At 35.0% G+C, this 23,600-nt stretch carries 34 protein-coding genes; 22 read left to right on the forward strand and 12 right to left on the reverse strand.

All coding sequences use genetic code 11. The features are described 5' to 3' along the window. Positions 1 to 309: 309 nt before the first annotated feature. Positions 310 to 2,190, forward strand: a complete 1,881-nt coding sequence (locus tag C6988_RS01525; protein ID WP_255464128.1) for a sensor histidine kinase — start codon at positions 310 to 312, stop codon at positions 2,188 to 2,190. A gap of 44 nt (positions 2,191 to 2,234) precedes the next feature. Continuing rightward, on the forward strand, positions 2,235 to 2,600 hold the full coding sequence (locus C6988_RS01530) for a response regulator (protein WP_182132875.1): 366 nt from the start codon (positions 2,235 to 2,237) through the stop codon (positions 2,598 to 2,600). Here the strand turns inward: C6988_RS01530 and C6988_RS01535 are convergent. After that, complete coding sequence (locus tag C6988_RS01535) at positions 2,597 to 3,463, reverse strand: hypothetical protein (RefSeq protein ID WP_182132877.1); 867 nt, start codon at positions 3,461 to 3,463, stop codon at positions 2,597 to 2,599. The two genes, C6988_RS01530 and C6988_RS01535, sit on opposite strands and share 4 nt — an antisense overlap. Before the next feature lie 49 nt (positions 3,464 to 3,512). Here C6988_RS01535 and C6988_RS01540 point away from each other — a divergent pair, with 49 nt between their 5' ends. The 5 genes from C6988_RS01540 to C6988_RS01560 all read left to right on the forward strand — a co-directional run bounded on the left by C6988_RS01540 (position 3,513) and on the right by C6988_RS01560 (position 7,001). Further along, positions 3,513 to 3,713: a hypothetical protein gene (locus tag C6988_RS01540; protein ID WP_182132879.1), complete on the forward strand. Its 201-nt coding sequence runs from the start codon at positions 3,513 to 3,515 to the stop codon at positions 3,711 to 3,713. A 43-nt stretch (positions 3,714 to 3,756) separates the two neighbouring features. Continuing rightward, complete coding sequence (locus tag C6988_RS01545; RefSeq protein ID WP_182132881.1) at positions 3,757 to 5,073, forward strand: hypothetical protein; 1,317 nt, start codon at positions 3,757 to 3,759, stop codon at positions 5,071 to 5,073. A 69-nt stretch (positions 5,074 to 5,142) separates the two neighbouring features. Beyond that, the gene (locus C6988_RS01550; RefSeq protein WP_182132883.1) at positions 5,143 to 5,379 is read left to right on the forward strand and encodes a hypothetical protein; all 237 of its coding nucleotides are present in this window, start codon (positions 5,143 to 5,145) and stop codon (positions 5,377 to 5,379) included. 60 nt (positions 5,380 to 5,439) lie between these two features. Next, a complete protein-coding gene (locus C6988_RS01555; protein ID WP_182132885.1) occupies positions 5,440 to 5,994 on the forward strand; it encodes a hypothetical protein in 555 nt (184 codons plus the stop codon). A gap of 14 nt (positions 5,995 to 6,008) precedes the next feature. Then, the gene (locus C6988_RS01560) at positions 6,009 to 7,001 is read left to right on the forward strand and encodes a hypothetical protein (protein ID WP_182132887.1); all 993 of its coding nucleotides are present in this window, start codon (positions 6,009 to 6,011) and stop codon (positions 6,999 to 7,001) included. A gap of 173 nt (positions 7,002 to 7,174) precedes the next feature. On the opposite strand, the gene C6988_RS01565 is transcribed toward C6988_RS01560, so the two are convergent. The 3 genes from C6988_RS01565 to C6988_RS01575 all read right to left on the reverse strand — a co-directional run bounded on the left by C6988_RS01565 (position 7,175) and on the right by C6988_RS01575 (position 8,494). Next, on the reverse strand, positions 7,175 to 7,462 hold the full coding sequence (locus C6988_RS01565; protein WP_182132889.1) for a winged helix-turn-helix domain-containing protein: 288 nt from the start codon (positions 7,460 to 7,462) through the stop codon (positions 7,175 to 7,177). A gap of 114 nt (positions 7,463 to 7,576) precedes the next feature. Next, a complete protein-coding gene (locus C6988_RS01570) occupies positions 7,577 to 8,224 on the reverse strand; it encodes a hypothetical protein (protein ID WP_182132891.1) in 648 nt (215 codons plus the stop codon). A gap of 60 nt (positions 8,225 to 8,284) precedes the next feature. Next, positions 8,285 to 8,494 (reverse strand): zinc ribbon domain-containing protein, encoded by a 210-nt coding sequence (locus C6988_RS01575; protein WP_182132893.1) that lies wholly within the window; start codon positions 8,492 to 8,494, stop codon positions 8,285 to 8,287. 76 nt (positions 8,495 to 8,570) lie between these two features. Here C6988_RS01575 and C6988_RS01580 point away from each other — a divergent pair, with 76 nt between their 5' ends. After that, the gene (locus tag C6988_RS01580; protein ID WP_182132895.1) at positions 8,571 to 8,849 is read left to right on the forward strand and encodes a Fe(2+)-trafficking protein; all 279 of its coding nucleotides are present in this window, start codon (positions 8,571 to 8,573) and stop codon (positions 8,847 to 8,849) included. Here C6988_RS01580 and C6988_RS01585 read toward each other — a convergent pair. After that, a complete protein-coding gene (locus C6988_RS01585; protein ID WP_182132897.1) occupies positions 8,846 to 9,307 on the reverse strand; it encodes a hypothetical protein in 462 nt (153 codons plus the stop codon). The genes C6988_RS01580 and C6988_RS01585 overlap by 4 nt on opposite strands. A 79-nt stretch (positions 9,308 to 9,386) precedes the next feature. Between C6988_RS01585 and C6988_RS01590 the strand changes: the two genes are divergently transcribed. From C6988_RS01590 to C6988_RS01600, 3 genes are read left to right on the forward strand one after another with little or no spacing between them, the layout of a single operon-like run. Beyond that, entirely contained in the window at positions 9,387 to 10,388 is a 1,002-nt protein-coding gene (locus C6988_RS01590) for an adenylosuccinate synthetase (protein WP_182132899.1), read from the forward strand. Between the two features lie 54 nt (positions 10,389 to 10,442). Further along, positions 10,443 to 11,105, forward strand: a complete 663-nt coding sequence (locus C6988_RS01595) for a hypothetical protein (RefSeq protein WP_255464130.1) — start codon at positions 10,443 to 10,445, stop codon at positions 11,103 to 11,105. After that, the gene (locus C6988_RS01600) at positions 11,086 to 11,814 is read left to right on the forward strand and encodes an orotidine 5'-phosphate decarboxylase / HUMPS family protein (RefSeq protein WP_182132901.1); all 729 of its coding nucleotides are present in this window, start codon (positions 11,086 to 11,088) and stop codon (positions 11,812 to 11,814) included. Before C6988_RS01595 ends, C6988_RS01600 begins: the two co-directional genes overlap by 20 nt. Here C6988_RS01600 and C6988_RS01605 read toward each other — a convergent pair. From C6988_RS01605 to C6988_RS01620, 4 genes are all read right to left on the reverse strand, one after another. Continuing rightward, complete coding sequence (locus C6988_RS01605; protein WP_182132903.1) at positions 11,800 to 12,222, reverse strand: bis(5'-nucleosyl)-tetraphosphatase; 423 nt, start codon at positions 12,220 to 12,222, stop codon at positions 11,800 to 11,802. The two genes, C6988_RS01600 and C6988_RS01605, sit on opposite strands and share 15 nt — an antisense overlap. An 8-nt stretch (positions 12,223 to 12,230) precedes the next feature. Continuing rightward, entirely contained in the window at positions 12,231 to 12,974 is a 744-nt protein-coding gene (gene uppS, locus C6988_RS01610; protein WP_342752360.1) for a polyprenyl diphosphate synthase, read from the reverse strand. Positions 12,975 to 13,093: 119 nt separating this feature from the next. Continuing rightward, positions 13,094 to 14,239 carry a DUF373 family protein gene (locus tag C6988_RS01615; RefSeq protein ID WP_182132905.1) on the reverse strand — a complete coding sequence of 382 codons (1,146 nt, stop codon included), beginning with the start codon at positions 14,237 to 14,239 and terminating at the stop codon, positions 13,094 to 13,096. A gap of 79 nt (positions 14,240 to 14,318) precedes the next feature. Then, positions 14,319 to 14,813, reverse strand: a complete 495-nt coding sequence (locus tag C6988_RS01620) for a hypothetical protein (protein ID WP_182132907.1) — start codon at positions 14,811 to 14,813, stop codon at positions 14,319 to 14,321. 249 nt (positions 14,814 to 15,062) lie between these two features. Here C6988_RS01620 and C6988_RS01625 point away from each other — a divergent pair, with 249 nt between their 5' ends. The 7 genes from C6988_RS01625 (at position 15,063) to C6988_RS01655 (ending at position 20,403) form a co-directional block, all read left to right on the forward strand. Next, positions 15,063 to 15,206 (forward strand): DUF5679 domain-containing protein, encoded by a 144-nt coding sequence (locus C6988_RS01625; RefSeq protein ID WP_182132909.1) that lies wholly within the window; start codon positions 15,063 to 15,065, stop codon positions 15,204 to 15,206. Between the two features lie 65 nt (positions 15,207 to 15,271). After that, complete coding sequence (locus tag C6988_RS01630) at positions 15,272 to 15,694, forward strand: translation initiation factor IF-2 (RefSeq protein ID WP_182132911.1); 423 nt, start codon at positions 15,272 to 15,274, stop codon at positions 15,692 to 15,694. Then, positions 15,691 to 15,990 carry a DUF424 domain-containing protein gene (locus C6988_RS01635; protein ID WP_255464133.1) on the forward strand — a complete coding sequence of 100 codons (300 nt, stop codon included), beginning with the start codon at positions 15,691 to 15,693 and terminating at the stop codon, positions 15,988 to 15,990. Before C6988_RS01630 ends, C6988_RS01635 begins: the two co-directional genes overlap by 4 nt. 155 nt (positions 15,991 to 16,145) lie before the next feature. Continuing rightward, complete coding sequence (locus C6988_RS01640; RefSeq protein WP_182132913.1) at positions 16,146 to 16,925, forward strand: serine protein kinase RIO; 780 nt, start codon at positions 16,146 to 16,148, stop codon at positions 16,923 to 16,925. Next, entirely contained in the window at positions 16,922 to 17,491 is a 570-nt protein-coding gene (locus tag C6988_RS01645) for a KH domain-containing protein (RefSeq protein ID WP_182132915.1), read from the forward strand. The genes C6988_RS01640 and C6988_RS01645 overlap by 4 nt, the downstream gene beginning before the upstream one ends. After that, positions 17,481 to 19,316 carry a DNA topoisomerase VI subunit B gene (locus tag C6988_RS01650; protein WP_182132917.1) on the forward strand — a complete coding sequence of 612 codons (1,836 nt, stop codon included), beginning with the start codon at positions 17,481 to 17,483 and terminating at the stop codon, positions 19,314 to 19,316. Before C6988_RS01645 ends, C6988_RS01650 begins: the two co-directional genes overlap by 11 nt. Continuing rightward, entirely contained in the window at positions 19,303 to 20,403 is a 1,101-nt protein-coding gene (locus C6988_RS01655; protein ID WP_182132919.1) for a DNA topoisomerase IV subunit A, read from the forward strand. Before C6988_RS01650 ends, C6988_RS01655 begins: the two co-directional genes overlap by 14 nt. On the opposite strand, the gene C6988_RS01660 is transcribed toward C6988_RS01655, so the two are convergent. After that, entirely contained in the window at positions 20,398 to 20,859 is a 462-nt protein-coding gene (locus C6988_RS01660) for an Hsp20/alpha crystallin family protein (RefSeq protein WP_182132921.1), read from the reverse strand. The genes C6988_RS01655 and C6988_RS01660 overlap by 6 nt on opposite strands. Before the next feature lie 71 nt (positions 20,860 to 20,930). On the opposite strand from C6988_RS01660, the gene C6988_RS01665 reads away from it, so the two are divergent. From C6988_RS01665 to C6988_RS01680, 4 genes are read left to right on the forward strand one after another with little or no spacing between them, the layout of a single operon-like run. After that, positions 20,931 to 21,173 carry a hypothetical protein gene (locus C6988_RS01665; RefSeq protein WP_182132923.1) on the forward strand — a complete coding sequence of 81 codons (243 nt, stop codon included), beginning with the start codon at positions 20,931 to 20,933 and terminating at the stop codon, positions 21,171 to 21,173. Positions 21,174 to 21,193: 20 nt separating this feature from the next. Continuing rightward, positions 21,194 to 21,547 carry a helix-turn-helix domain-containing protein gene (locus C6988_RS01670; RefSeq protein ID WP_182132925.1) on the forward strand — a complete coding sequence of 118 codons (354 nt, stop codon included), beginning with the start codon at positions 21,194 to 21,196 and terminating at the stop codon, positions 21,545 to 21,547. Between the two features lie 21 nt (positions 21,548 to 21,568). Continuing rightward, a complete protein-coding gene (locus C6988_RS01675; protein ID WP_182132927.1) occupies positions 21,569 to 21,967 on the forward strand; it encodes a hypothetical protein in 399 nt (132 codons plus the stop codon). Between the two features lie 5 nt (positions 21,968 to 21,972). Then, complete coding sequence (locus tag C6988_RS01680; protein ID WP_182132929.1) at positions 21,973 to 22,257, forward strand: hypothetical protein; 285 nt, start codon at positions 21,973 to 21,975, stop codon at positions 22,255 to 22,257. Here the strand turns inward: C6988_RS01680 and C6988_RS01685 are convergent. Together C6988_RS01685 and C6988_RS01690 are read right to left on the reverse strand one after the other, a co-directional pair. Next, positions 22,254 to 23,042: an S-methyl-5'-thioadenosine phosphorylase gene (locus tag C6988_RS01685; protein ID WP_182132932.1), complete on the reverse strand. Its 789-nt coding sequence runs from the start codon at positions 23,040 to 23,042 to the stop codon at positions 22,254 to 22,256. The two genes, C6988_RS01680 and C6988_RS01685, sit on opposite strands and share 4 nt — an antisense overlap. Then, a complete protein-coding gene (locus tag C6988_RS01690) occupies positions 23,043 to 23,555 on the reverse strand; it encodes an adenine phosphoribosyltransferase (RefSeq protein WP_182132934.1) in 513 nt (170 codons plus the stop codon). Positions 23,556 to 23,600: the final 45 nt, after the last annotated feature.

Consider the following 23,600-nt stretch of genomic DNA (forward strand, 5'->3'; position numbering starts at 1 on the left):
GACTTGTTTTTTTACAAATAATACAATGAGAGATAGGAACCATTGGACCGTCACAATCCTCACATGCAAACAGGATGCTTCGAGCAAGAGTGCTTCTCTCATAATTGAGCGAATGATTTTCTACGCGGGGGAAATCTACTAGTGACTGACTAGAATCATGCATTTCTGAAATTACAGGAGATAGCCCATCAACTTGCTTCATGAATCGTAAATCCCAAAATGATATTTGTCATTAACCAGAGTTTTGTGGCCTGCCTTTTCTTATAGTGATCTTTAAATTCAAATTCATTTCAAGTTGGCTGAACTATATTGAAAATTTCCTATGTAGTAATTGGTGGGATGTTTGTAATGTTCTTAGTATTTGCCGTGTACGGAATCATAACATTTGATATTAGCATTGAAGAGATGAAGCAATTACTATCATCAAGAAATGAGGCATTTGCATTTAATATCATGCAAGATTTAGATCAACAGATTGAAAAAAGAATTTCTGCTTTACAAGAACTGACTACAATTAACGAGATTCAAGTGGCGCTAATCGCATCAAATGATAAATTCAAACATCTTGAAGAAATCAAAGCTGCAAATCCTCAACTAAATGATTCTGAAATTACAAATAGCACCTTAACTCCGTTCATGTCAGAAGTAATCGATAGGGAACTCACAAAAGAGCTAAACCGCACAAAAGAACTTTACAAAGACGAATATGATTTTAATGTCCTACAAGAAATATCGATTACCAACTCCTATGGTGCAAATGTTGCACTTAATTCTGAACTATCTGATGATAGAAAAAATGACGAAGACTGGTGGTCTATAGCAAAAGATAAAGGAGTATATCATGATAATCTGAAATTTCGTGAAGATTTAGGAAATTATATGATGACATATGCATTTCGAGTAGAGGATTCTGATAAAAATTTTCTTGGGGTAATGAGGGTAGTGGTAACAATTGATGATTTATTGGATTCATTTGTAGATGAAGTTGAACTATTAAAATTGCCTACTCGTAATGTCATTCTTTTGGATGATGCTGGACGAGTCATTTACATGGATGGTATTCAAAAATTTGAAAATGCTCAACCTGTTTCTTATTTTGATTTAATTTCACAAGGTAAAGACATTGGTAATTTTGAACTTGGTGAAAGTAATGAAGATTTAAGATTAATCTCCTATGCAAAATCTACAGGCTACAAATCCTTTGAAGGATTTGATTGGGTTGTTGTAGTGGATCAACAACGCTCTTCGTTTGTGGATGAATTCGTAGATTTGAGAAATTCTATCCTATTAATCTCTGTGATTGGAATGATTGCATCAGTATTGATTGGCTTTGGAATATCTCAATTAGTTACAAAACCACTGAAAAATCTCACCAATATGGCGAAGTCCATCTCACAAGGTAATTTTGATGTTCGAGCAAAACGTAGCAATGTAACTGAGCTCCAAATAATTGGTGATTCTTTTAATCAAATGTCTGAATCTCTTCAAAAATTAATTGAGACAGAAAAGAAATTAGCAGAAGCAAATGCACAAGTAAAAAATGAGAGGTTTACAGCAATTGGAGAATTGGCTGCAAACGTAGCACATGATCTAAAAAATCCTCTTGCAACAGTACGTAGCTCTGCGGAAATTCTTAAACGATCAAGGACTGAAAAAGATCCGGAATTAGACAAAGTTATTGGAAGAATGGATCGTGCAATTGCAAGGATGTCTCATCAGATTGAAGGCGTTTTGAATTATGTACGGACTACGCCGATAAATATGACGTCCATATCCATCAAGTCGTTAATTGATTCTGCATTAGAAACACTTGAGATTCCATCTAATGTATCGCTAACACTACCAACAAAAGATGATCAAATAATTTGTGATGCAAAAAAAATGGAGATTGTATTTACAAATTTAATTCTCAATGCTATTCAAGCCATTGGAAAGAATACTGGTACAATCAATATTGCGATAAGATCTGATGATTCCTTTAAGACAATTGAATTTCAAGATTCTGGACCCGGAGTCCAAGAAAAGATAATCGATCGAATTTTTGAACCCTTGATAACTACTAAAGAAAAAGGAACAGGACTAGGCCTATCCAGCTGCAAAAACATTGTTGAACAGCACGGAGGTTCAATATCTGTTAAAAATAACCCCACTGCATTTTCAGTAAAAATCCCTATTCAAAAAAAGGAATGATTTAATCGAAAGTTTATCATAATGGTTTGACTCAATTTTGAGATATGTCCTCTAAAAAGACAATTTTGCTTGTAGATGATGATGCAGATCTGTTAGAGAATACTGCCTTTATGATCAAGAATATGGGCTTTGATGTCGTGACTGCGGAAAATGGTATCGATGCAGTAGAGAAATACAAGGAATTAAAGCCAAATTTAGTAGTCATGGACGTTAAAATGCCTCAGATGGATGGTTTTGACGCCTTCTTTAAGATAAAGAAATTTGATTCAGAGGCACGTGTTATTTTGATAACTGCTTATTCAGTTGATGAAAAAAAGCATCTAAAGGCAAAGAGCATGTCTTTGATAACCACATTATCAAAACCATACTCATTTGATACACTTGAGGAACTTGTTAACAAACACGCCTAGAGTGAATCTAATTTCTTAATAGTCTTAAATCTCTTTGAATAAAACGCAATGGCGTCATCTACAAATCCGTAATACCAAGTCTTTAATTCTGGATCATCTTTGAAAATTTTCTTCCATTGATTTAATGCAAGTGATGTTTGTTTTTTTGCACTTCCAAGACGTGAGGGAACCAATAGAGTTGTGTAAAACCAAAATGAGATTTGATCTGCCAAATCTTCTTCATTAATTTGCTCAAAATTATTTTGATACTTTACATTAAGATATGTCATTAATTCATAGACCGGAAAGTTTGTAATGTTTGCAATCTGAATATTATCCATAAACAAACCACCTGCAAGAATCTTTAGTCTATATACTTCATCACCAATGATCTTTTTTAGAAAACCCCATTTTCCAAAAACCATTGGAAGAACATGTGCATACTTTGCAGCCATGGTGTCTGCTTGTTTATTACTAAGATCTAACACATCAATAGAATACAGAATTCCATGCAGTGACAATCTATATTGATCAGCTGGAACCTTGAGCATACTCTTTCCATCTTTAACAACTAATCCTACATCAAGTAAACCCGAAGTATGTTTTCCACGAGCCATTCTTCCCATTAACAAACGTCTGTATTCTTTTTCTTGACTGCGAATACTTTTTGAATCTGCAAGATGAGTCTTTGCCATCCCCCAAGTAGTTAGAGTTCCATTTGATGCAAGAATTTCTAGCATCTTTTGTATATTCTCATGATGTTTTGGTCCTGATTTTTTTCTAAAAGAATAACTTCCAAATAGCCTTTGGGCAGTTGGGCGTGTGAACATTTTGTAGGAATGAAGATTTCCATAAATTGCTCCTTGTTCTGCGGGTGAAGGCATACCACAATGTAGGAACTATCCACAAATAAAAACTAGTGGTATCACACACATGGAACAAAGATACATCGTAAAAAATCTAGTAAATCAACCACAGATTGAAGAATTTACACAAAAATTACGCCTAATAGAGTCTAGATTGTTTTGGGGAATTGTTTACTGCATGAAGACAGGTAACCAAAAAAGAGCACATATGTTGGCACGTGAAATATTGTATGTTCGCAATATCAAAGTGAGTCTAAAAATCAAATGATTTCTATGAACACGTTATATACTACAAAAGTTGGTTATTAATATTGAAAAAGATAATTGTTGGAATTCTCGTTAGCATTTTACTTACTACTGCTATTACGAGTCAAGGAACTGTCTTTGCAGATGTAACTGCCCCAAGGGATCAACTAGAATACGGAATCTCAGCAGACAAAGTCATCTGTAAGGAAGGCTATGTAAACGCAATTAAGAAAAGTAACAACACTCCAATTTGTCTAAAACCAAACACTGCAGAAAAACTTGCAGCAAACGGAATTGTAACAATCACTGCTTCACAGGCAATGATTGATGAGGCAAAGAATTATCATGATGCAAAACCAATTGGTACTATTACTAAACTAGTAACTGTAGTAGTTCCTGGAAGCTCTGGAAAACTCTCTAACAAAGTAAATATCGCAGCATACAATGTAGCATTTGATATTTGTACTCAAAAGACTACAATCTTGGCTCCAGAAATTGCAGTAGAATCTGATTCTGAATCAAAAAGTGTAAAACTTGTTGGTCTGGTCCCATCTGAATCATGTCAAACATCAGTTGTTCAAATAAGAGCTGCAAACCCTGACACCATCACATTAGAATTGCTTAACAAAGGTGGACTAACAAAAAAATTAGCAGCACTTGAAGAAAGAGTAAACACATTAAAGGCAGAACTGGAAAAAGTACGTAATGGTCTTAGCAGTAGATTAAAAGATTCGGGCCAAAGTGCAGAAGCATTACAATCAGAAAGTGAAAATATTGCTCAAATCGTTCAGCTAAGATCTGACTTGAACCAAGCACGAAATGAATTAAACAGATATCTATTCTCATTAAATGTAATTCCAAAATTTGAACCAAAAACTTTGGATATTAAAAAATCCATTGCCGGAACCCCATTGGAAGGAATTGTAGTTAACAAACTAGCTGCAACTCCTGGAATTCAACAAAAAGATGTCTTTGATGTCGCATTTGAGATATGCTCAGGAAGCTCTGGCTTGCGAGTTCCAATAGTTATTATTGCATCTGATGTTGAATCAAAGGCAGTCCAGCTAGCAGATAAAATTGCACCTAATTCATGCCAACTAAGCGGAACAAAGATTATGGCAACAACAGCTGACTCTATCACAGTCACATCTGGTGAGACTGCAGAAAAATCTACTATAGTATCAGATCTTGAAAAGCAGATCACTGACTTGGAAAAGAAGATTCAGGATGAAAAGAGTGCATTGAAAACACTCACACATGATCCATCACGACCTGCAAACTTTAATGAGAAATTCATTGAAATTTCTGAGAAGATTGGAGACTACCGAGTCCAAATCCTCGAACTCAAGTCAAAACTGTATAGATATCTATCTCAGGGATAATCAAAAATTTTTTTAGGCATACCACATGTGAATGTACTTGCCAATATATCAGAACAAATTGCTTTCAATATGCCTGATGAATCATGTAGAACATGCGGCGGAATGCTCTTAGAATATGCATTTTGTGGAAAATGTAGAAGTGCTATTCAGTATATCTGTAGAATATGTGGAAACAAAACATTAGAGCAGTTTCATGAATCTGTATGTTTTGTAATGGAGACACATAATGAAAAGACCTTCAAGCATGCAGGTCTGTTTACATATAATATTCAAAATAAAAAAGGCAGGCCACAAAATCAAAATTAATCTATTATATCAATTTCATTTCTGCGTTTTATGAAGGGGCACTTTTCAGCAATTACCTGCATGACTGCGGTATTTTCTTTGATGATTACAGGCGTATTTATTGGCGATGCGTTTGCGGAAAAAGAGATCTCTTCAAGCACAAAAAAACAATGTGAGAATCTTTACTTCAAGTATAAAGAATTAGGAGAAGTTGAATTTAAGAAAAAATACTCCCACAAAAATTTTCTAAATGACTGCATCAAACTTTACAAGGATAAAAATTGGCATTTTACAGGAAAATCAAAGATTGATAATCAATTTGATAAACTAAAGAAAACTACCCAACCTACATCTACACAAATAAAAATTTCTACAAAAATCATATCTACACTAAAGATAGGTGAAGAAAAATTTAACGTAAAGTTTTCATCATGTAATAAGGGAGAATCCTCAAAACCAAATTTCATTATGACTAGCGATAAGGAAAAGTTCGTAGGCACTGCAAGTAAAATCTCAATTAAGGATACTTGTGATACTTACTGGGTAGTACTTTTTGCAAAAAAACCCTCTACAATTTCGATTACACCAATAGCTGAGTCGCCTACAAGTTTGGGATTACCAATAAAACGAATTTAGTGGGTTGAACCAATTTGGTAAAATTATTGCTTCCAATATTGATAATTTTATCACTTGGTATCACAATTCCATCAGTATTTGCATCTAGTATAAACACCAATGAAAAACAGTACTATTATGGAGATTCTGTATCTGTATATGGTTCTGTTTCTCCAGTAGTAAATGGCGAATTTGTTGGTTTGCGAATAATGAATCCAAAGAATACTGACATTGTAGCAATAGACCAATTTGTTCCTAAATCTGATGGTACCTTCTCTAGGACCTATCTTGCACAGGGCCCAAAATGGCAGATGGATGGTCTGTATACCGTTACGATATTTTATGGAGAAAAATCACTAGAAAAGAAAATTCAATTTTACAGTAACAAAGAGAGTCAAATAATATCTGTCCCTTCAGTTAAATCCGATGAAAAAAAACAGACATCTCCTAACCCAATAAAAAATCCTAAACTTTTGATTTCAGATTTTCCAAATATAGAAAAATCTCCCCAGTATTACTTTGATCGATATTACACCGAGCCACAATTCAATGATTGGTTTGATAAAACATTTCCAAGCTTATCCGTAGAGGAGGTAATTGGGTACAAATCCACACATGTTGATAATTTTCCTGACCAAACAAAACCTCCAAAATATTATCTAGACAGGTACTCCAATGAGCCAAAATTCCAAGAGTGGTTCATTCAACAATTTCCAGATCAAAGCATTTACGATGTGCTGGGATATCCAGAAGAGGTCTTTGTGAAAGTTCCTAGCTGGATCAAAAACAATGCCAAATGGTGGTCATCAGGCTTGATTAGTGACTCTGATTTTTTTACAGGTATTGAATACATGATTTCTGAAAAAATTATTCTTGTTGATGCCATACCTTCACAAAATTCTTCGACTAAAGAAATTCCTCACTGGATAAAAAATACTGCAAAATGGTGGGGTGATGGATTAATTGAGGAAAAAGATTTTCTTAACAGTATAAAATTTTTAATTGAGAATGGAATTATTGCTATCTAGTTTTTAATTAACCACAAAATTGCTAACTCTTGATCTGTATTATGAAACTATAATTCTATAATCCTTATTAGGTGATTGCTTTTTTGGTTTGTTGCCATGAGTGCGCCATTTGAAGACAATGACTTTGAAGACGAATTTGATGATGACCTAGATGAATTTGATGATTTTGAAAACTAAATAGTCAAACCAAAATCTTCAGCAAATCTACTGAATGTCTGATATGCCTGCAGGAATTCTCTTCCGGATGAGCTGATTCTATATTTGCAGGCACCTTGTGAGTTTACTTGTTCTAATAATCCCTGTGAAACCAAAGTGCTTAAAATTCGTGAAATTCTAACATGTGAAATGTTGGCTTTTCTGATTAGATATGTTACAGATGCTCCATCATCGTCCTGAAGATCATCTCGGGTTGTGGACAGTATGTCCCCTATAATCTTCATGTGGGTCCTGTATTCGGCCAATTCTTTCCAATATGGCTTGGAAATTTTCCTATGAGAGTAATAGGATATTTAGCAATATACTAAAAAGATAAAAGAATTTGACAATTCAAAAATTTGAGGCTAAATTAACAAAATCTAGTCTTCTTCTATTTCCTTATCAAATTTGATTTTCATCATGGGAACTTTACTTACCGGAATGAACAATGAAATCAAACCTGCAATCTTTATTGCAATTGACAAATAATACAAGATAGACTCTGGGAATACAAACGAGTACCACCCAAGAAATTCACCTAATGCTAATAAAGCAAGACCTGTCGCAACAAAAACTGCGCCTTTCTTTTTGCTTTCAAAATATGAAAGCATTGTCTCAATCGAACCATACACTAGAAGAATAAATGATATGGCACGGAAAATATGTTCTATGTGGATAATGGATAACGTAAACAGTGGAAAAACTCCAACAGACCTAAGGTATCGAGACTTTGGCAAAAATGATTTTATGCTGTGTGAGAATGCAATAAAAAAATAACCGACTGTTTGAATTCCAATTCCTAATGTTTGCACCCATCGTTCTATCTGTCCTGATTTTATTACAAAATCTTCTACCATGTAACCAGTCCAAATTACAAAGAAACCGATACTAATAGAAAAAAACGCTAATGTTAGTCTAAATAGTGTGGGGCTGCCAGTATTTCTAAAACCGATATAGGACATTATGCCAATTGCTAATCCAACAATAAATCCAATCAAATTTAGAATGTTTTCTAATAGGAATTCCAATGGTTAGTTACTCCTTTTGAAATTAATTATTTTAATCTGATGAATCATTTCACTTGTTTGTTAATCCCATTCATCCAAAGTTCCTGAAGATTCACCTTCTGTACTTCCTGCGTAATCACCTAAAATGTCTGTATATGTGGCATCATTGTGAGCCACATATTTGACATATTCACCATAACTCATATCAAGACCACATCCATCGCATTTGACAAATGAAAAGTCTGGGGCAAGCTCAGCATCCTTTTTGCACTTGGGACACTTTATCTTCATGCATCTCTTGTCTTTGGTTATTTATTATTGGTTTAGGCCAAAAAAAGATAAAAAGAGTTCAAGAATTGTACATGATATGACAAAAACCTGCACTAAATGTAAAAACCAAATTCCTGATTCAGAACAACTCGATCCCGTTGCCGAAAAATACCCTTGTTGCAACAAATGCTGGACAGAGTGGAAAGAGTATAGAATTATGGTAATGAATGAGATGAGACTGGATATGTCGATGCCAGATCACAGAAAACTGCTAAAAAAACATGAAAAAATCTTTGCAGGAGTCCTTACTCCAGAGGGAGATGTAGTGGACTTTTCTAATGAAGACAATAGAAAACCTGACAAGCCAAATCCCTAGATTCCTAGGCTTGCCTTTGCTGAATCTGGAATTATTATTCGCATTTTATTTTTCTGCTGGGGTTCTAACCTTGAAAAGATATTCTGAATAGTTTTTGAGATGATGTTCTTCTCATCCTGCCTCAGTGACAGAAAAATCTCTAAAATCCCATCAAGATTAAAAACAATCAATTTCTGTGGGGATTTGATAATCTCATTTACATAAGCTGAAAACAAGATATCTCTCTGCTCTTCAGACATTGAGGCCAAGGATTCTAGCCAAGTTTTAAACAATTTTGAAAAATTTGGAAATGGAATTGTGGGTCCTGCCTGTAATGCATTATTGATGATCTCAATTCTCTCTTCATCTGATAATGAAAAAAACTCGTTTAATCTTTTTTTTAAGATCGGCTTTCGCAAAAAATCTGGTAGGCTAGCTAGATTCACAATAATATTTCCTGCATAATTTGGTTCAGCCAATATGATCCATTGACTTGGTTTAGTTATTAATCATGTTACGGCACTTTAGCTTAAATAAACCAAAAAACTGTTCACGAATATGACATCCACAGTTGTTGTAGGTGGTTTTTTTGGTGATGAAGGAAAAGGTAAAATCATTTCCTATCTTGCGGTAAAGGATAATCCCACAGTTGTTGTTCGCGGTGGCGCTGGACCAAATGCTGGACATACCATCAAAGATGGAGACAAAGTTTACAAAGTTAGAATGCTTCCAAGTGGATTCCTAAATAAAAATGCCAAAGTGATGATTGGACCTGGCGTTGTAATTAATCCCGATGTGTTTCTAAAAGAGATTACTGATTTTGATGCATCAGGTCGTGCATTTCTTGACAAACACTGTGGAATTATCGAGCAGTCCCATCTTAATCAAGATTCAAAAGGTGAATTAAAAGAAAAAATTGGCAGTACTGGTTCTGGCACTGGACCGGCAAATGCATCAAGAGCAATGAGAACACTAAAGCTAGCAAAAGACATTGATTCACTTTCATCATACATTGATGACGTACCTCAAGTAGTGAATTCCGCCATTGAAAAGAATGAAAATGTATTAGTTGAGGGTACCCAGGGAACATTTCTTTCCTTGTGGCACGGAACCTATCCATTTGTGACCTCAAAGGATGTTACTGCATCAGGAATTTGCGCAGATATTGGACTAGGCCCAAAAAATGTAGATGAAGTAATTGTTGTTTTCAAGTCATATGTGACTAGAGTTGGAACGGGGCCGTTATCTAATGAATTGAATTCTGCCGATACTACAGAAAAAGGTTGGGCTGAATTTGGTACTGTTACTGGTAGGCCTAGGCGTGCTGCGGAATTTGATTTTGAACTTGCCAAGCGTGCAATCATGCTTAACAGCGCAACCCAAATTGCTATTACAAAACTAGATGTACGCTTTACAGAGTGCGCAGGTAAAACAAATTACGACGAACTTTCAAGCGAGGCTAAATCTTTTATAAAAAACATAGAGGATAAACTCAAAGTACCAGTAACTCTAATTGGAACTGGACCTGCAATTAATGATATAATTGATAGAAGAAAATAATCTAGCCTCAAAATTTTTGGTTAAGTTTAATTTGGTATAATATGCAAAAAAATTGTGGACAGATTACCAAGATACATTCAAGTTGCATCGCCTCTTGAATTTTCACGACTAGTTTGTGCACTAGAGCGTGCACCACGAGTTTCATTTCTTCACAAGCACGATGGAAAAGACGTCTTGTCTGTTCAAATGGACTTGCTAAAGGAAAAACCCATCATCTACTATACTCCGATTGAAAGTTTTGATCATTATCTTAGCTATGGATTTAGAGGAGGCAAGGAAGAATCAATCTTGTCTAACTCCACGACTGATGCTACTCGTCTTTATTCTCCAATTGTTAGAATTCGCTCACTCCCATCTAATCTCAAGGCTGGAAATGGCACTGATGACAAATACCATCCAATTGAATTAGAGGATCTAGCAAGTCTGGCAAAACTCAGCTATGGGTTTGAGGATGCTCCATTTCCGTTATTTTCGTTCCCAAAAGACGGAAAATTCCTCCTAGGTGTTTTTATGAATTTTAACGAAGAGGGCGCATCTTATTTCTGTCATGTTGCCCTAGACGAAGAACCACTAAAGCCATTTTTGAAGTTCTCAACAAATAATGGAACAGATCCTTCTCTTGTTGAAAATCCAGACGAACACGGATACTCTTACATCAAAATTATAAGATTAAAAGATACGCATCCCTTGGTCGATTATGACCAGCTTCAAAACTAGAATTCGTTCAAAATCAAAGGAAAGTGGCAGGATCATTCTTGCTAACGATTATGACACAGAAACAAATGCATTAGAATCAAAGACTCTTAAAAATATCACAACTCTACACAAATATCTTTGTGCAATAAAACTCAACTTTCATCTGCTTCTTCCTCTTGGCAAAAAAGAGATCAATAAGATTACCAAAACCGCTCACAGTTACGGTCTAGAAGTGATTGCTGATATCAAGTTAAACGATATTGGAAATACAAATTTGGTTACTACTCAAAGATTATGGGATTTGGGATTTGATGCTGTGATTGCTAATCCAATAATGGGTATTGACAGTTTAAAGCAATTAATTTCTAATTCTCATAAAACTAATCATGGTGTCATAACTTTATGCCATATGAGTGCACCATCTGCCAAGTATGCTTATGAGCTTGATGTAAAGCAAGAAAAAAAGAAAGTTTATCAAATCTTCTTAGAGTGGGCTCTAAATCAAAAAGCAGATGGGATAATTGTTGGGGCTACATACCCTGATGTAATAAAATACTGTAAAAGCCAAGCAAAAAACAAGCTAGACATTTACTCTCCAGGCGTTGGTACTCAGGGTGGTCAGGCTAGTGAGGTCATCAACGCTGGTTCTGATTTTCTCATAGTGGGAAGAACAATTCTAAACGCAAAGAATCCACTTGATACCACAAAAAAACTATCAATTCAATCTTGAAATTAGTTCATTAGCCTTTGTTAGTATGGTCTTTGCATTTTGATATGTTGTTTTTTGTATTGCTTCATTAAATTTCAGCCAAACAAAGTCTTGATGTTCATGAGAAATCGTGATATCTTCTGTCTTTGATTCTGCAAGATAAAACAAAACTTTTTTGTGAATGGGAGTTCCTTCATGTTGAAAATTATATTCTATGGTTTCTTCAAAACCATCCATAAAAAGCAAATCAGATATTCCTGTCTCTTCTTTTGCCTCTCTAATTGCAGTCTCACGAGGTGTTTCACCTGATTCCATCTTGCCTTTGACAAAATCCCAATGCCCTGATGGATAATGTAAGAGCAAATACGAATTTCCATTCTCTGTCTTTCTAAAAATGACTGCTCCTGCAGATGTCTCTTCTAATACCATATCCTTTCTTACTTTCCAATCCTTCTTTTTCTTTTCTGATACATACGAATTGCTCTCATAAGATCAATCTTTCTAAATTCTGGCCAAAAAACATCCATAAAGACAAGTTCACTATATGCACTCTGCCATAGCAAAAACCCACTGAGTCTTTTTTCACCTGATGTACGCAGTATCATGTCTGGTGATGATTGAGGTAAATGTGATGTGTAAAGATTTGACTCTATCTCATTTTTATCAATATCTTCAAGCTTTATCTTTCCATCCTTGATTTTCGTTCCTATCTTTTTGATTGCATCTACTAGCTCATCTTGTCCTCCATATGCAATTGCTATGTTCAAAAAATGATTATCATAATTTTTGGTAGCATCATCTAATCTCTGTAAGACTTCTTTGATTGACTCTGGAAGAAGCTCAATTCTTCCCATCCCTATCACTCTCATCTTATTTTTGTGAATCCTAGGATCCCGGTAGAGCTTCTCTAGCCTGTTTTTTATCAGATCATAAAGATATTCTAGTTCTTCATCCTCTCTTTGCAAATTTTCTGCAGACAGTGCATATAGAGTGATGATTTTGATATCAAATTCCTCACACCAATCAAGTAAATTCTCAACTGCATCCGCCCCCTTCCAATGCCCACTCTTAGGCAAATTCAGGTTTCTTTTTGCCCATCGTCTATTTCCGTCTAGAATCAAGGCCACATGGTTTGGGATGTCGCCATTTCGAATCTCTTTTTCTAGTTTCTTAGAGTATATTCGGTAAAGCCCGGAAACATGAAATGCTACATCCTTTATTCCGTTAATCTTGCTTCACCTAGTTTGTTTTTACTAGGATAATGATATCAGTGTTTTTCTTTAATTCAGGTTTGATAATATCAGCCTGAGAGCATTTCTTGATTTTTATGCTTTCGATATTTTTTGAAGAGAATTGTAGCTGAAATCAAAGTTATTGCCATTCCTCCAAGTAATGGTGGAATCAAACTAAATGCACTCTCATCATTTGTAATTACCAAAGTGAATTGTCCTACTGTTGGGTAAAGTGAGCCAAGGACAACCAATCGTAGTATGTCGCTAATTTGTCTAGGCACTGCACTCAACCAATTGCTAAGTAAAATTCCTACAAATATTGTTGCAATTCCTACCCAAAGAATTGGAAGCGCACCTGATACAAACTCTGCAATTAAGACTTTGTTGAATATCTGATTAACAATATCTGCTTCTAAATTCAACAACGTGGGATCTACTGCATTAATTCCTGATGGAACAGACGATATGATAATAATAATTCCAGTAACCATTGTGAAGATTCTGATAAATCCCGCCGGTGTAGGCTTTGCCCAATTTGCTACAGCCCTATCAACATCAAATGCTCTGATCATAAATGCTCCACCAAGAATGCTAACTAACACTGCAAAGATCTCTGCAGTTAAACCTAGGATGGTTCCAATGCCTCCAATTAATAATAAAACTCCTGGAACTCCCAAAAAGAATTTTGAATATTTAGAATCATATGCAATCATTTTGAGATACTTGCCAAACACTGCGTAAGAATACTCTACACTTCTGCTTACTTTCATTACTACTCTTTGCACTGATATTACTGGTACAACATTTTGGATGATTGGTATGACGCTTTCATCATCTTCGCCATCAGAAACAATTACTGCACCGTTAGCTGAAAACTTTCCTAATGCCTTTCTTACTTCTATTGCAATTTTTTCATCTGCATGAAATCCTCTGTTCTTTGTGCCAGCTACTGTAATGACTTCGACTTGATAGCCCTTGCTAATCAAATCTTCATATGTCTTTATTGCAGAAAATATTGCATTAGAGTCAGCATCTTCTGGATCTTCAAGGGCTAATCTTTGTGCAGCTTCAATACAAGAATCCCTTCCTATGACTGGAGTTGCAATTCCTGTTTTTTCCCCGACATCATTGTCTCTATCAACACAGATTACTAAAAGTCGATTTGCCGAAGATGAATTGATATCCTTTTCAATCTTTTCGGTGTTCTGAGACATTCCTCTATTACTTACGAAATAGCTTTTTAACGATTTCCAACAATTAAAAATATTAAACTTAGGTTTCCTTGCCTGTTTTTCAGGGCCTAGCCTCGTCGGACTGTTCTATTAGAGCATTCATGCTTTCTTTGAATTCTTGGCTTTTTTCAAGGGTACTTTGAATATCGGAATCAACATTTTCGGCAATTTTGTTTGCTGCAACAATGGTTTCCCTAATATGAGAATTGTAATTTTTGAGGGCTTCCATGTAATAGGAATAACTCATTGACCATTCCTCATTTACTTCACTTTGAACTAATTGAATAATCTGTGAGTTAATTTGGGTTGATGATCCTTCAGCTGCATCAATGTATTCTTGGGTTGTCATAGTTCCATTAATCAAATTTTGAAAATCATCATCCAAATCTTCCATGATGATTTGATGAATTGCCTTGACGCCATCTAAATGTGATTCATAATCTGAAACAACAAAATTTGCCTGATTATTTTGCGGTATTGTCCAAATCACAAAACTTGCAATTGTAATTGCAGCTAAAATTCCAATTGTTATTGAAATCCCTTTTTTTGATGCCATTTAATTAGAAAATATACTAGATGCTTATAACTGGTGGACTGGTCAAAAATTCTAATTCGTCTTCTAAAACATAGAAAATATCTATTCTATGAACATAATGACTGAAAAATAATTAAAAACATGTTAATTACTGCAAATTAATTACAATGTCTTTCTCATGGGGCTTGAAAAATTTACACTCATCTAGTGCATAGTTAAATAATTTTTACAGCCTCTTCCTAAATAGGACTTCGTTCGTGATTTGCTAGAATGACTGAGGCATACTGTGTTAAATGCAGAGCAAAAAGGGAAATAAAAGATCCCAAAGAAACTAAATTAAAAAACGGACGACCTGCTGTAAAAGGCACTTGTCCAAAATGTGGAACCAACGTTTTCCGAATTGGTAAAATGTAGGAAGGCCTAGGCCACAAAGCTTCTTTTTTAAAAAACCCAATATAGGGCATACTGTAAAGTTTTTCATGGCAAAATCAGATTATGAAAAACTTTTGAAACGAATTGAATCCAATTTGTCAGATGATAAAAAAGGAAGTGCTTCTAGATTTGAACTTCCTCCAGTTGATGTAATGTGGGAAGGGCAAAAAACTTTCTTGCGAAATTTTGCAGAGTTCCCCAAAGTCTTACGGAGAGATCCTGATAAAATCTTGCAATATCTATCAAAGGAATTTGCCGTGCCTGCAGAAAGAATAGGTGATAAAGCCATGTTTATTGGAAAACGTGATCCTGATGATTTTACTAGATTGTTTCAGATTTATGTCAAGGATTATCTAGAATGTCCTACATGCAAAAGCCCTGATACCAAAGTGGTAAAGGAAAACAGAATATCATTTTTAATTTGTGAGGCATGTGGTGCTAAATCTACATTGAAAGGCAAGTATGCATGATGAGCTATTCAGTAAGAGTTACCGACTACCAAAAAAACCCCATGCTAAATATTTGTGATGCAAACATACTTGGAAAAGTAATAACAGAAAATGAATTAAAGATAAACATTAGCAAAAGCTACTATGGGGAAAAAATTGTTGATGAGAAAGAAGCTGCAGAACTTTTGAGAAAATCTTCTATCATAAATATGGCTGGTGAGAAAACGGTTTCATTATCAATTAAACTTGGAATTGGATCAGAGGTAGGAGTGAAAAAAGTTGATGACATTCCTTTTCTTATTGTCTTTAAAATGTGATTCAGTTTGAAATTATATCGAGTTTGAAATCTTTGAGTTATTATTTTCTAATCGATTCTTTTTCTAGTTCGATTTTCAAACATCATCTTACAAAAAATTACCAGAGATTATTAATACATGATTAAACAATTTGTATTGGATAGATGATGTAACAAATGTCAGATGATTTAGATAGAAAACTAGAATCAAAGATTGAAAAAATTTTAATCGATAAACAACACCGTGGAAAAATTTTTGATGGTTTTGATAAAAATAAAACGCTCAATGATGTGTTGGACAAACCAACTATGATGACTCTTTATGATATGATAAACGATGAAATTATTTCATATGTGAATGGTGTGATAAAGGCTGGAAAAGAATCTGTTGTATTCTGGGCAGTTGATAAAAATAAAAATGATGTAGCACTAAAAGTGTATCTTGTATCTACATCTAATTTTAAAAAGCGGTCACAGTATCTAATTGGTGATCCCAGATTTTCCAGAATAAAGAAAGGAACAAGAAACATTGTATATCTTTGGGCCAGAAAGGAATTTACTAATCTAAATCAGTGTTATGAGAAAAACATACCTGTTGTAAAACCAATCCATGTTTCAAAAAACGTACTGGCTATGGAATTTATGGGTAAAAATGGAGTTCCTGAAAAAAGACTCTTAGAATCCGAGATTGAATATTCCGACTATGAGGAATCTATTGAATTAATCCGAAGATTCTACCAAGAAGCAAATTTAGTACATGGTGATTTTTCTGAATACAATATTTTCAAGACCTCTGATGGGTTGGTGGCATTTGATCTTGGTTCTGCAGTAGACATTGAGCATCCTAATTCCAAAACATTTCTTGAAAGAGACATAAATAACATAACTAAATTCTTTGTTAGAAGGGGATTGACAATTCCGAATCCTCTCGATGTGATAAACGAGGTAACAAAATGAGCTTTGAAAAATTTATTAGAATACCGACAGATAGGATTGGATCCCTTATTGGAAGATCTGGTAGAACAAAATCTAAAATTGAAAAAAATTGTTTAGTAAAGCTGGATATTGATAGTGAGTCAGGAGAAATTCTAATCAGTGCTGATGGCAATATTGAGGACATTCAACCGTTTAAAGCAGTTGAGATCGTCACTGCAATTGGTCGGGGATTCTCTCCAGAGAATGCAATGAAGCTACTAAAAGGTGAAAACACATTACATGTAATAGACTTAAGAGAGTTTGTAGGAAAATCTCCATCACAAGTTGAAAGGATAAAAGGGAGAATTATTGGAGAAGGTGGTAAGGCAAGAATGAACATTGAAAATCTAAGTGATACTAGCATCTCTGTTTATGGTAGAACTGTTGCAATAATTGGTGAAACCAATAAGCTAAAGATAGCCGTTGATGCAATCTCTGCCTTATCAAATGGTAGGATGCACGGTTCAGTCTATAACAAATTAGAAGGTGCCAGAAGACGAGAAAAAGAAGAGAAATTAAAACTCTGGGAAGATCAAGATGTCTTCTAAAGAAAATTTTAATCAAATCTCACCAAGTGAGTTCTTTTATCGTAACCGAGATTTAGCTGGTTTTAGTAATCCGACTCGTTCCTTATACACCGCAGTTCGTGAATTTGTAGAAAACGCATTGGATGCATGTGACCAAAAAGGAATTCTTCCAGATGTCCATTTATCAATAAAAGCAGTAGACCCAGAACAACCAGATCCCAAGCCATACATTCTTACAGTTAAGGACAACGGACCTGGCATTGAATCAAAGCATGTACCACTTGCATTTGGAACAGTACTATATGGCTCTAAATTCGGGCTAAAACAGGCTCGTGGAATGTTTGGGTTGGGTGCAACCATGGCTATACTGTATGGTCAAATTACTACTAACAAACCAGTTTCTGTAAAAAGCTCCACTGATGGAAAGACGCAAGAAGAGTATGAGTTATTATTAGATATTCAAAAAAATAAACCTGTAATCCTCAAACATAAAACAAATGAAGTTTCAAAACAAGGCTTAACCGTCAGCATATGTCTTGAAGGAGATTATTCAAAGGCAGGCTCAAAAATTCGAGATTATGTTTATGAAACATCACTAATCACTCCATATGCAACAATTTCATTTGATGACCCCAAAGAGGAAAAATTCCGATATCCACGAATTATCAAAACAATGCCTCCTCCACCAACTGTAATCAAACCTCATCCTCATGGAGTAGATGTTGAAACCATTCGACGCATGACTGTTGATACCCTATTTGAGATTCCAACAGTAGATGATAATATGATTGAAAAAGTTCGAAAAGAATTGGGGATGAGTAAAAAATCATTTACTTTTTCTGAAATTATGAAAAAGGCTAAACGCAAGTGGTCATCCTTGACTAGACCAGTACGTGTTGTAGTTGCAATGATGTCATTTTTACAAATGGATTTTGATAAACTAAGTAAAATTCGAGTTGATGATATTGATATTGCAAATCATAAATTAACTTACTATGATTTTGGTCAATCAACATCTGTAGTAATTGATATGGACCCCAATGATGATTATTACAAACAACTAAGTGGAACAGTCCAAGGTGATACTTTGGTAACTTTTCTTTCAAAAAGATTTCAAAGGGTTGGTAGGGGAACAGCAGAAAAGTTTGTTCAATTTGCCGGTTTTAAACCTGAAAAACGTCTTGGTACCATGACAAATCAAGAACTAGTAAAGCTCAGTGACTCTTTAGTAAAGTTTGAAGACTTTATGTCTCCTGATCCAAGTTGCCTTGCTCCATTAGGAGAAGAACCTCTTGAAAAAGGAATAAAGAAATTCTTCAATCCTGACTTTTCTGCAGTAATTCAACGTTCAGCCTCTGCATATTCTGGATTTCCATTTATTGTAGAAATGGGGATTGCATATGGTGGAGATATCCAAACTAGAGGCACAAAAGTTTACAGATATGCTAATAGAATTCCATTACTTTATGATGAAGGAAGCGATGTTGTCCTAAAAGTAGTCAATGAGACTGATTGGACTCGCTACAAAGTAAAAGGTGACGCACCACTTGTCATAGTTTCCCATATTTGCTCAACTAGAATTCCATACAAGACTGTAGGAAAGGAAAACGTTGCTGACAGACCAGAAATTGAACGAGAGCTAAAATTAGCGTTACAATTCCTATCTAGAAAATTAGCTGCATACATGTCAAAGAAAGGACAAGCAGAAATGGCTCAAAGACGTGCAAATCTATACTCAAAATATATCCCACTAATTGCCCAATTCTGTACAGAATTGGCAGGAAAGAAAAATCCACCAAACATCAAAAAAATTCTCAAGGAGGAAGCAATAGTTGAAGAAAGCTAAGAAATCAGGCGGTAGTTCAAAAGAGAAACAAAACTCTTTACTTGAATTACTCAAACAACAAGGATTACTGACATATGATACGCTAGAGAAAGGTGAATTTCCTAAATTCTCAATCCCTAGTAGATCAGTTAGCAATATCGTATATGATTCCAAGCTTAGACAATACATCCTTGGCAAAAACGCTGCTCTTCGTAGTTCTAAGAACACATCCCAACTAAGATCCTTTACACAGCTAATGTGGCTTGCATTTTTTGCAAATCGATTAACAAAGGAAAAAAAATCATCTACGTTGAGAGATGTATACTATTCCTCTCAAGCTTTTGCAATTGATTTTGAGGACCAGTCTGAATCTGATAACATTATTGTTGACCTTGAAGCAGTTCTGGCTAGACCTAGAGAAGACTTTCATGTATTTCCAGAAGAGAGAAGCAGCGTTTTTGGAGATTTGAATATTGAATATACCGTTCCAGGATATGAAGGAAAAAAGATGAATCTTTCAAACCATCCTGATGGTTATGCCATAGGGCCAAGTTTGACTAGTGCAGAATTGTTAGATACTAGCGCCGAAGTTGTTATTGCTATCGAAAAAGGTGGTCTTTTTACAAGATTCGTTGAAGAACAGGTAGATAAAAAATTCAAAGCGATAATCGTTGATACTGGTGGGCAAGCTCCTCGTTCAACTAGAACTTTACTAAAAAGACTACATGAAGAACTCAGCCTTCCTGTTGTGATTCTTACTGATGGGGATGTGTATGGGGAACATATTGCTATGGTAATCAAATCTGGTTCAGCAAATGCTGCACACCTTCGTGAACTAACTGTTCCTGATGCAAAATGGGTTGGGGTTTGGGCAACTGATATTGAAAAATATAAACTGCCTACAATTCCAATGACTGAATCTGATATCAAACGATGTTACGACCTTCAGAAAGATCCAAGATATCAAGAGGGAATATGGAAAAAAGAATTGGAAGTATTTTTGAAAATTAAGCGAAAGGCAGAGTTAGAGGCTTTCTCAAAGTACGGTCTTACCAATATCACTGACAAATATCTTCCACACAAATTAGAAGTTGCAAAGAGTCTATGATCTTTTAATTCTTAATGTCAAGACGCCATTTCTATACTTGAAATCAAAAATTTGCATGTCATTTGAGCCCTCAATTGGAACTTCTTTTGAAAAGTTTCCACTTCCACGGATGTATAAGATTCCATCAACCAGTCTTACCATAATTCTATCTTCTGGTCCAGGAACCTCTGCGACAAATACAAACTCCTGATCACCTTTGATTAAATCATAGACCCAGTTCTTTGTTTCTTGTTCTCTAACAGTGTATTTTGGCTTTTGTTCCTTTGTCATTTTTTTGAGAACTTGAACCCAATAGATCATAGTTACAGCAGCTGCACCAATCAAGATGAAACTAACAAATCCTGCCCCTGCTCTTTGTGCCATAATGTACACAATTCCAAGAAAAATAATCACCATTATTGGAATTACAAAGTTTAATGATTGTTCATTTGAATATGCTCCCTTATAACTGGCCAATATTGCAAATGAAGTTTTGCCAAATATAAAGCATCTTTGGTTTTTATTACCAAATTTTGAGTAATATTTGAATGAATGAAAAAACTCCAAAAAAACTTTCAACTAAAGATATTGTGGCCAAAGGATCCATTATTGGAGTTATAGTCACTGTTCCCTCACTTGCTGCATTTGCAATTAGTTGGTTAATTTTAGATGATTTAATCAAATCAGCAATCATTGGAGGAGTAATTCACTTCATTGCTTTGGGGTTCTCTTTTAAAATTTCTAAAAAGTTCTTCACTACAAAGCCGGATTCAACAACCGAAAATAAATAATTCATATCTTCATCACTAGCATGGATACTTCCCAGATAGAAAAAATCCTTGTTTCAGAAATTAAATTAACATCTATTGAGGCGAAAATATTTCTTCTAATAACCACAGAAGGAAAGATGACTCCAAATCAAATAGCAAAAAGACTGAATATCTCTGAAGATGAGGCCTCAGAGTCTGCAAAAAATTTAATGAAATTAGGAGCACTTATTGATCTTAGTCCCACTGAGTTTGAGGCAATGCATCCAAGATTTACTGCAGTAAACATGTATCGAAAGATGTGTGAAAGAGAAAAAATTGATTTCAAGCGGAACAAAAATGTTGACAGTATAGGGGTTTTACTTGAACGATCATATGATGCTGCAAGGACTAAATAGAACTAAATTTTTGAAGATTTATTGACAATGGACACGGAATCATGTAATCATCAACCAGTATACTTTGGTGTTACGAACATCAATATCGATGAGCGAACCATTGGCTCGGTTGATGTTTGGCGATGTGCTGTTTGCAAGAAAAAGTTTTGTGAAGAAAAGCAGCTTGGTATTGAATCTATATCTGATATTGTAGGAATGCCAAAAATTGAACCTGATGAAAAATGGGCAGTTGTCGTATGTAAATTACAGAAAGGAAAGGACAAATGGAGACTGGCAAAATTAAAAGATAATTTTGAGTATAAACATGAATGCCTAGATGAAAAAATTATTCCACTCAAAGTTAATGAATACAAAGTCAATGATGAGAAGCATTGGAGCTTTCTTATTGATGAAAATGTTAACAAGGCAGTAGAAATTTAGATAAATTGGATCTCAAAGTTCACATCAACAATATTCATGGCAGTCAGATGGCTGCAAAAATCACTGGAAAATTCTCCATTGATGAAAACACGTTTAGATTCACCGCCATTGCTTTTGGACGAATAGGTGGTCAAAACGTGGGTGCAAAATTATCAAAAGAAACTGAAGCAGAATTAAAAAAATTAGGCTATGATGTAGAAGAAGTAATACTGAATCTTCAAACACAGCTATTGCAGGGCAACCTTACCTTACCTGAAGGCCTAAAAAAAGAATCATTTGTGGATGATTAGAATTCAGCTTCTAAGAGTGCTTTTTCACAACTGCAACTTCTATTCTTTGGAATATTCTCAATTAGATCAGTGAGTAACTTTTTTGTTCCTTCGACATTTTTTGCCAATGTTTCCAAAACCTCTTTTGCAGTGACTGGTTTTTCTGCCCATACATCATAATCAGTTACTGTTGAGATTGATGCATAACACATTTGCGCTTCCCTAGCCAATTGGCATTCAGGAACTAGTGTCATTCCGATAATATCTGCCCCTGTACTTCGATAAAATTTTGATTCAGCCTTTGTAGAAAATCTTGGACCTTCAATGCATACATATGTACAATCTTTGTGAATGTGACGATTTTGTTTACTTGATACCTCAAGTATAGATTTTTGTAATTCGGGACAAAATGGGTCCGCTACAGAAATGTGTATCACTCTCCCGTCTTCTGAGAAAGAACCTTTTCGTGATTTTGTAAAATCTAAGAATTGATTTGGTAAAGCAAAATGACCTGGTTCGATCTTTTCTTGCAGGCTTCCAACAGCAGAGGGAGCTATGATTCGTTTTATTCCTAGTTCCTTAAACGCCCAAATGTTGGCCCTAAAATTTATCATATGAGGAGGAATGGTGTGTTTTTTACCATGTCTTGGCAAAAATGCAATTTTCCTATCTTTGAAAACTCCAACTGTTATGGTATCTGATGGTTTTCCATATGGTGTTTCAATTGTTACTTCTTTTGATTCTTTGAGTAATCCTGAATCATAAATTCCAGTACCTCCAAAAATTCCAATCTCTGCTTCTTCCAACTAGTATTTCACCAATGATTTACAGTTGTATTTGCTGATTCCTTTAATTCCATTTAATTCCGTTAATTCGATGATAAAAGCAAAACCTGCAACTTTTCCTCCTACCTTCTCAATTAATTTGGCAGAGGCTTTTGCTGTTCCGCCTGTTGCAAGAAGATCATCACAGATGAGAATTCTTTGATTCTTTTCTACAATGTCATTTTGAATCTCTATTGTATCTTTCCCATATTCTATTGTGTATGATAATTTTGTTGTCTTTCCTGGAAGTTTTCCTGCCTTTCTTATCATAATCATTCCTTTGTTATAGCGAATTGCCAGTGCACAGGCAAGCAAAAACCCTCTTGATTCTATTCCTGCAAAAACATCAATATCTTTTGGATGAAAATATCTTGTAAACTCATCAATTACATACGATAGAGCTTGTGGATCTTTTAAAATGGGACTAAAATCTCTAAATAAAATACCTTTTTTTGGAAAATTAGGGTATTCTGCAATCTTGTCTTCTAATTTCACAATACCTTGGCTCCTGTAGGGGAATAAAAATTGTTTCTACTAACG

It is taken from the genome of Nitrosopumilus sp. b1, assembly GCF_014078545.1.
Classification (GTDB): Archaea; Thermoproteota; Nitrososphaeria; order Nitrososphaerales; family Nitrosopumilaceae; genus PXYB01.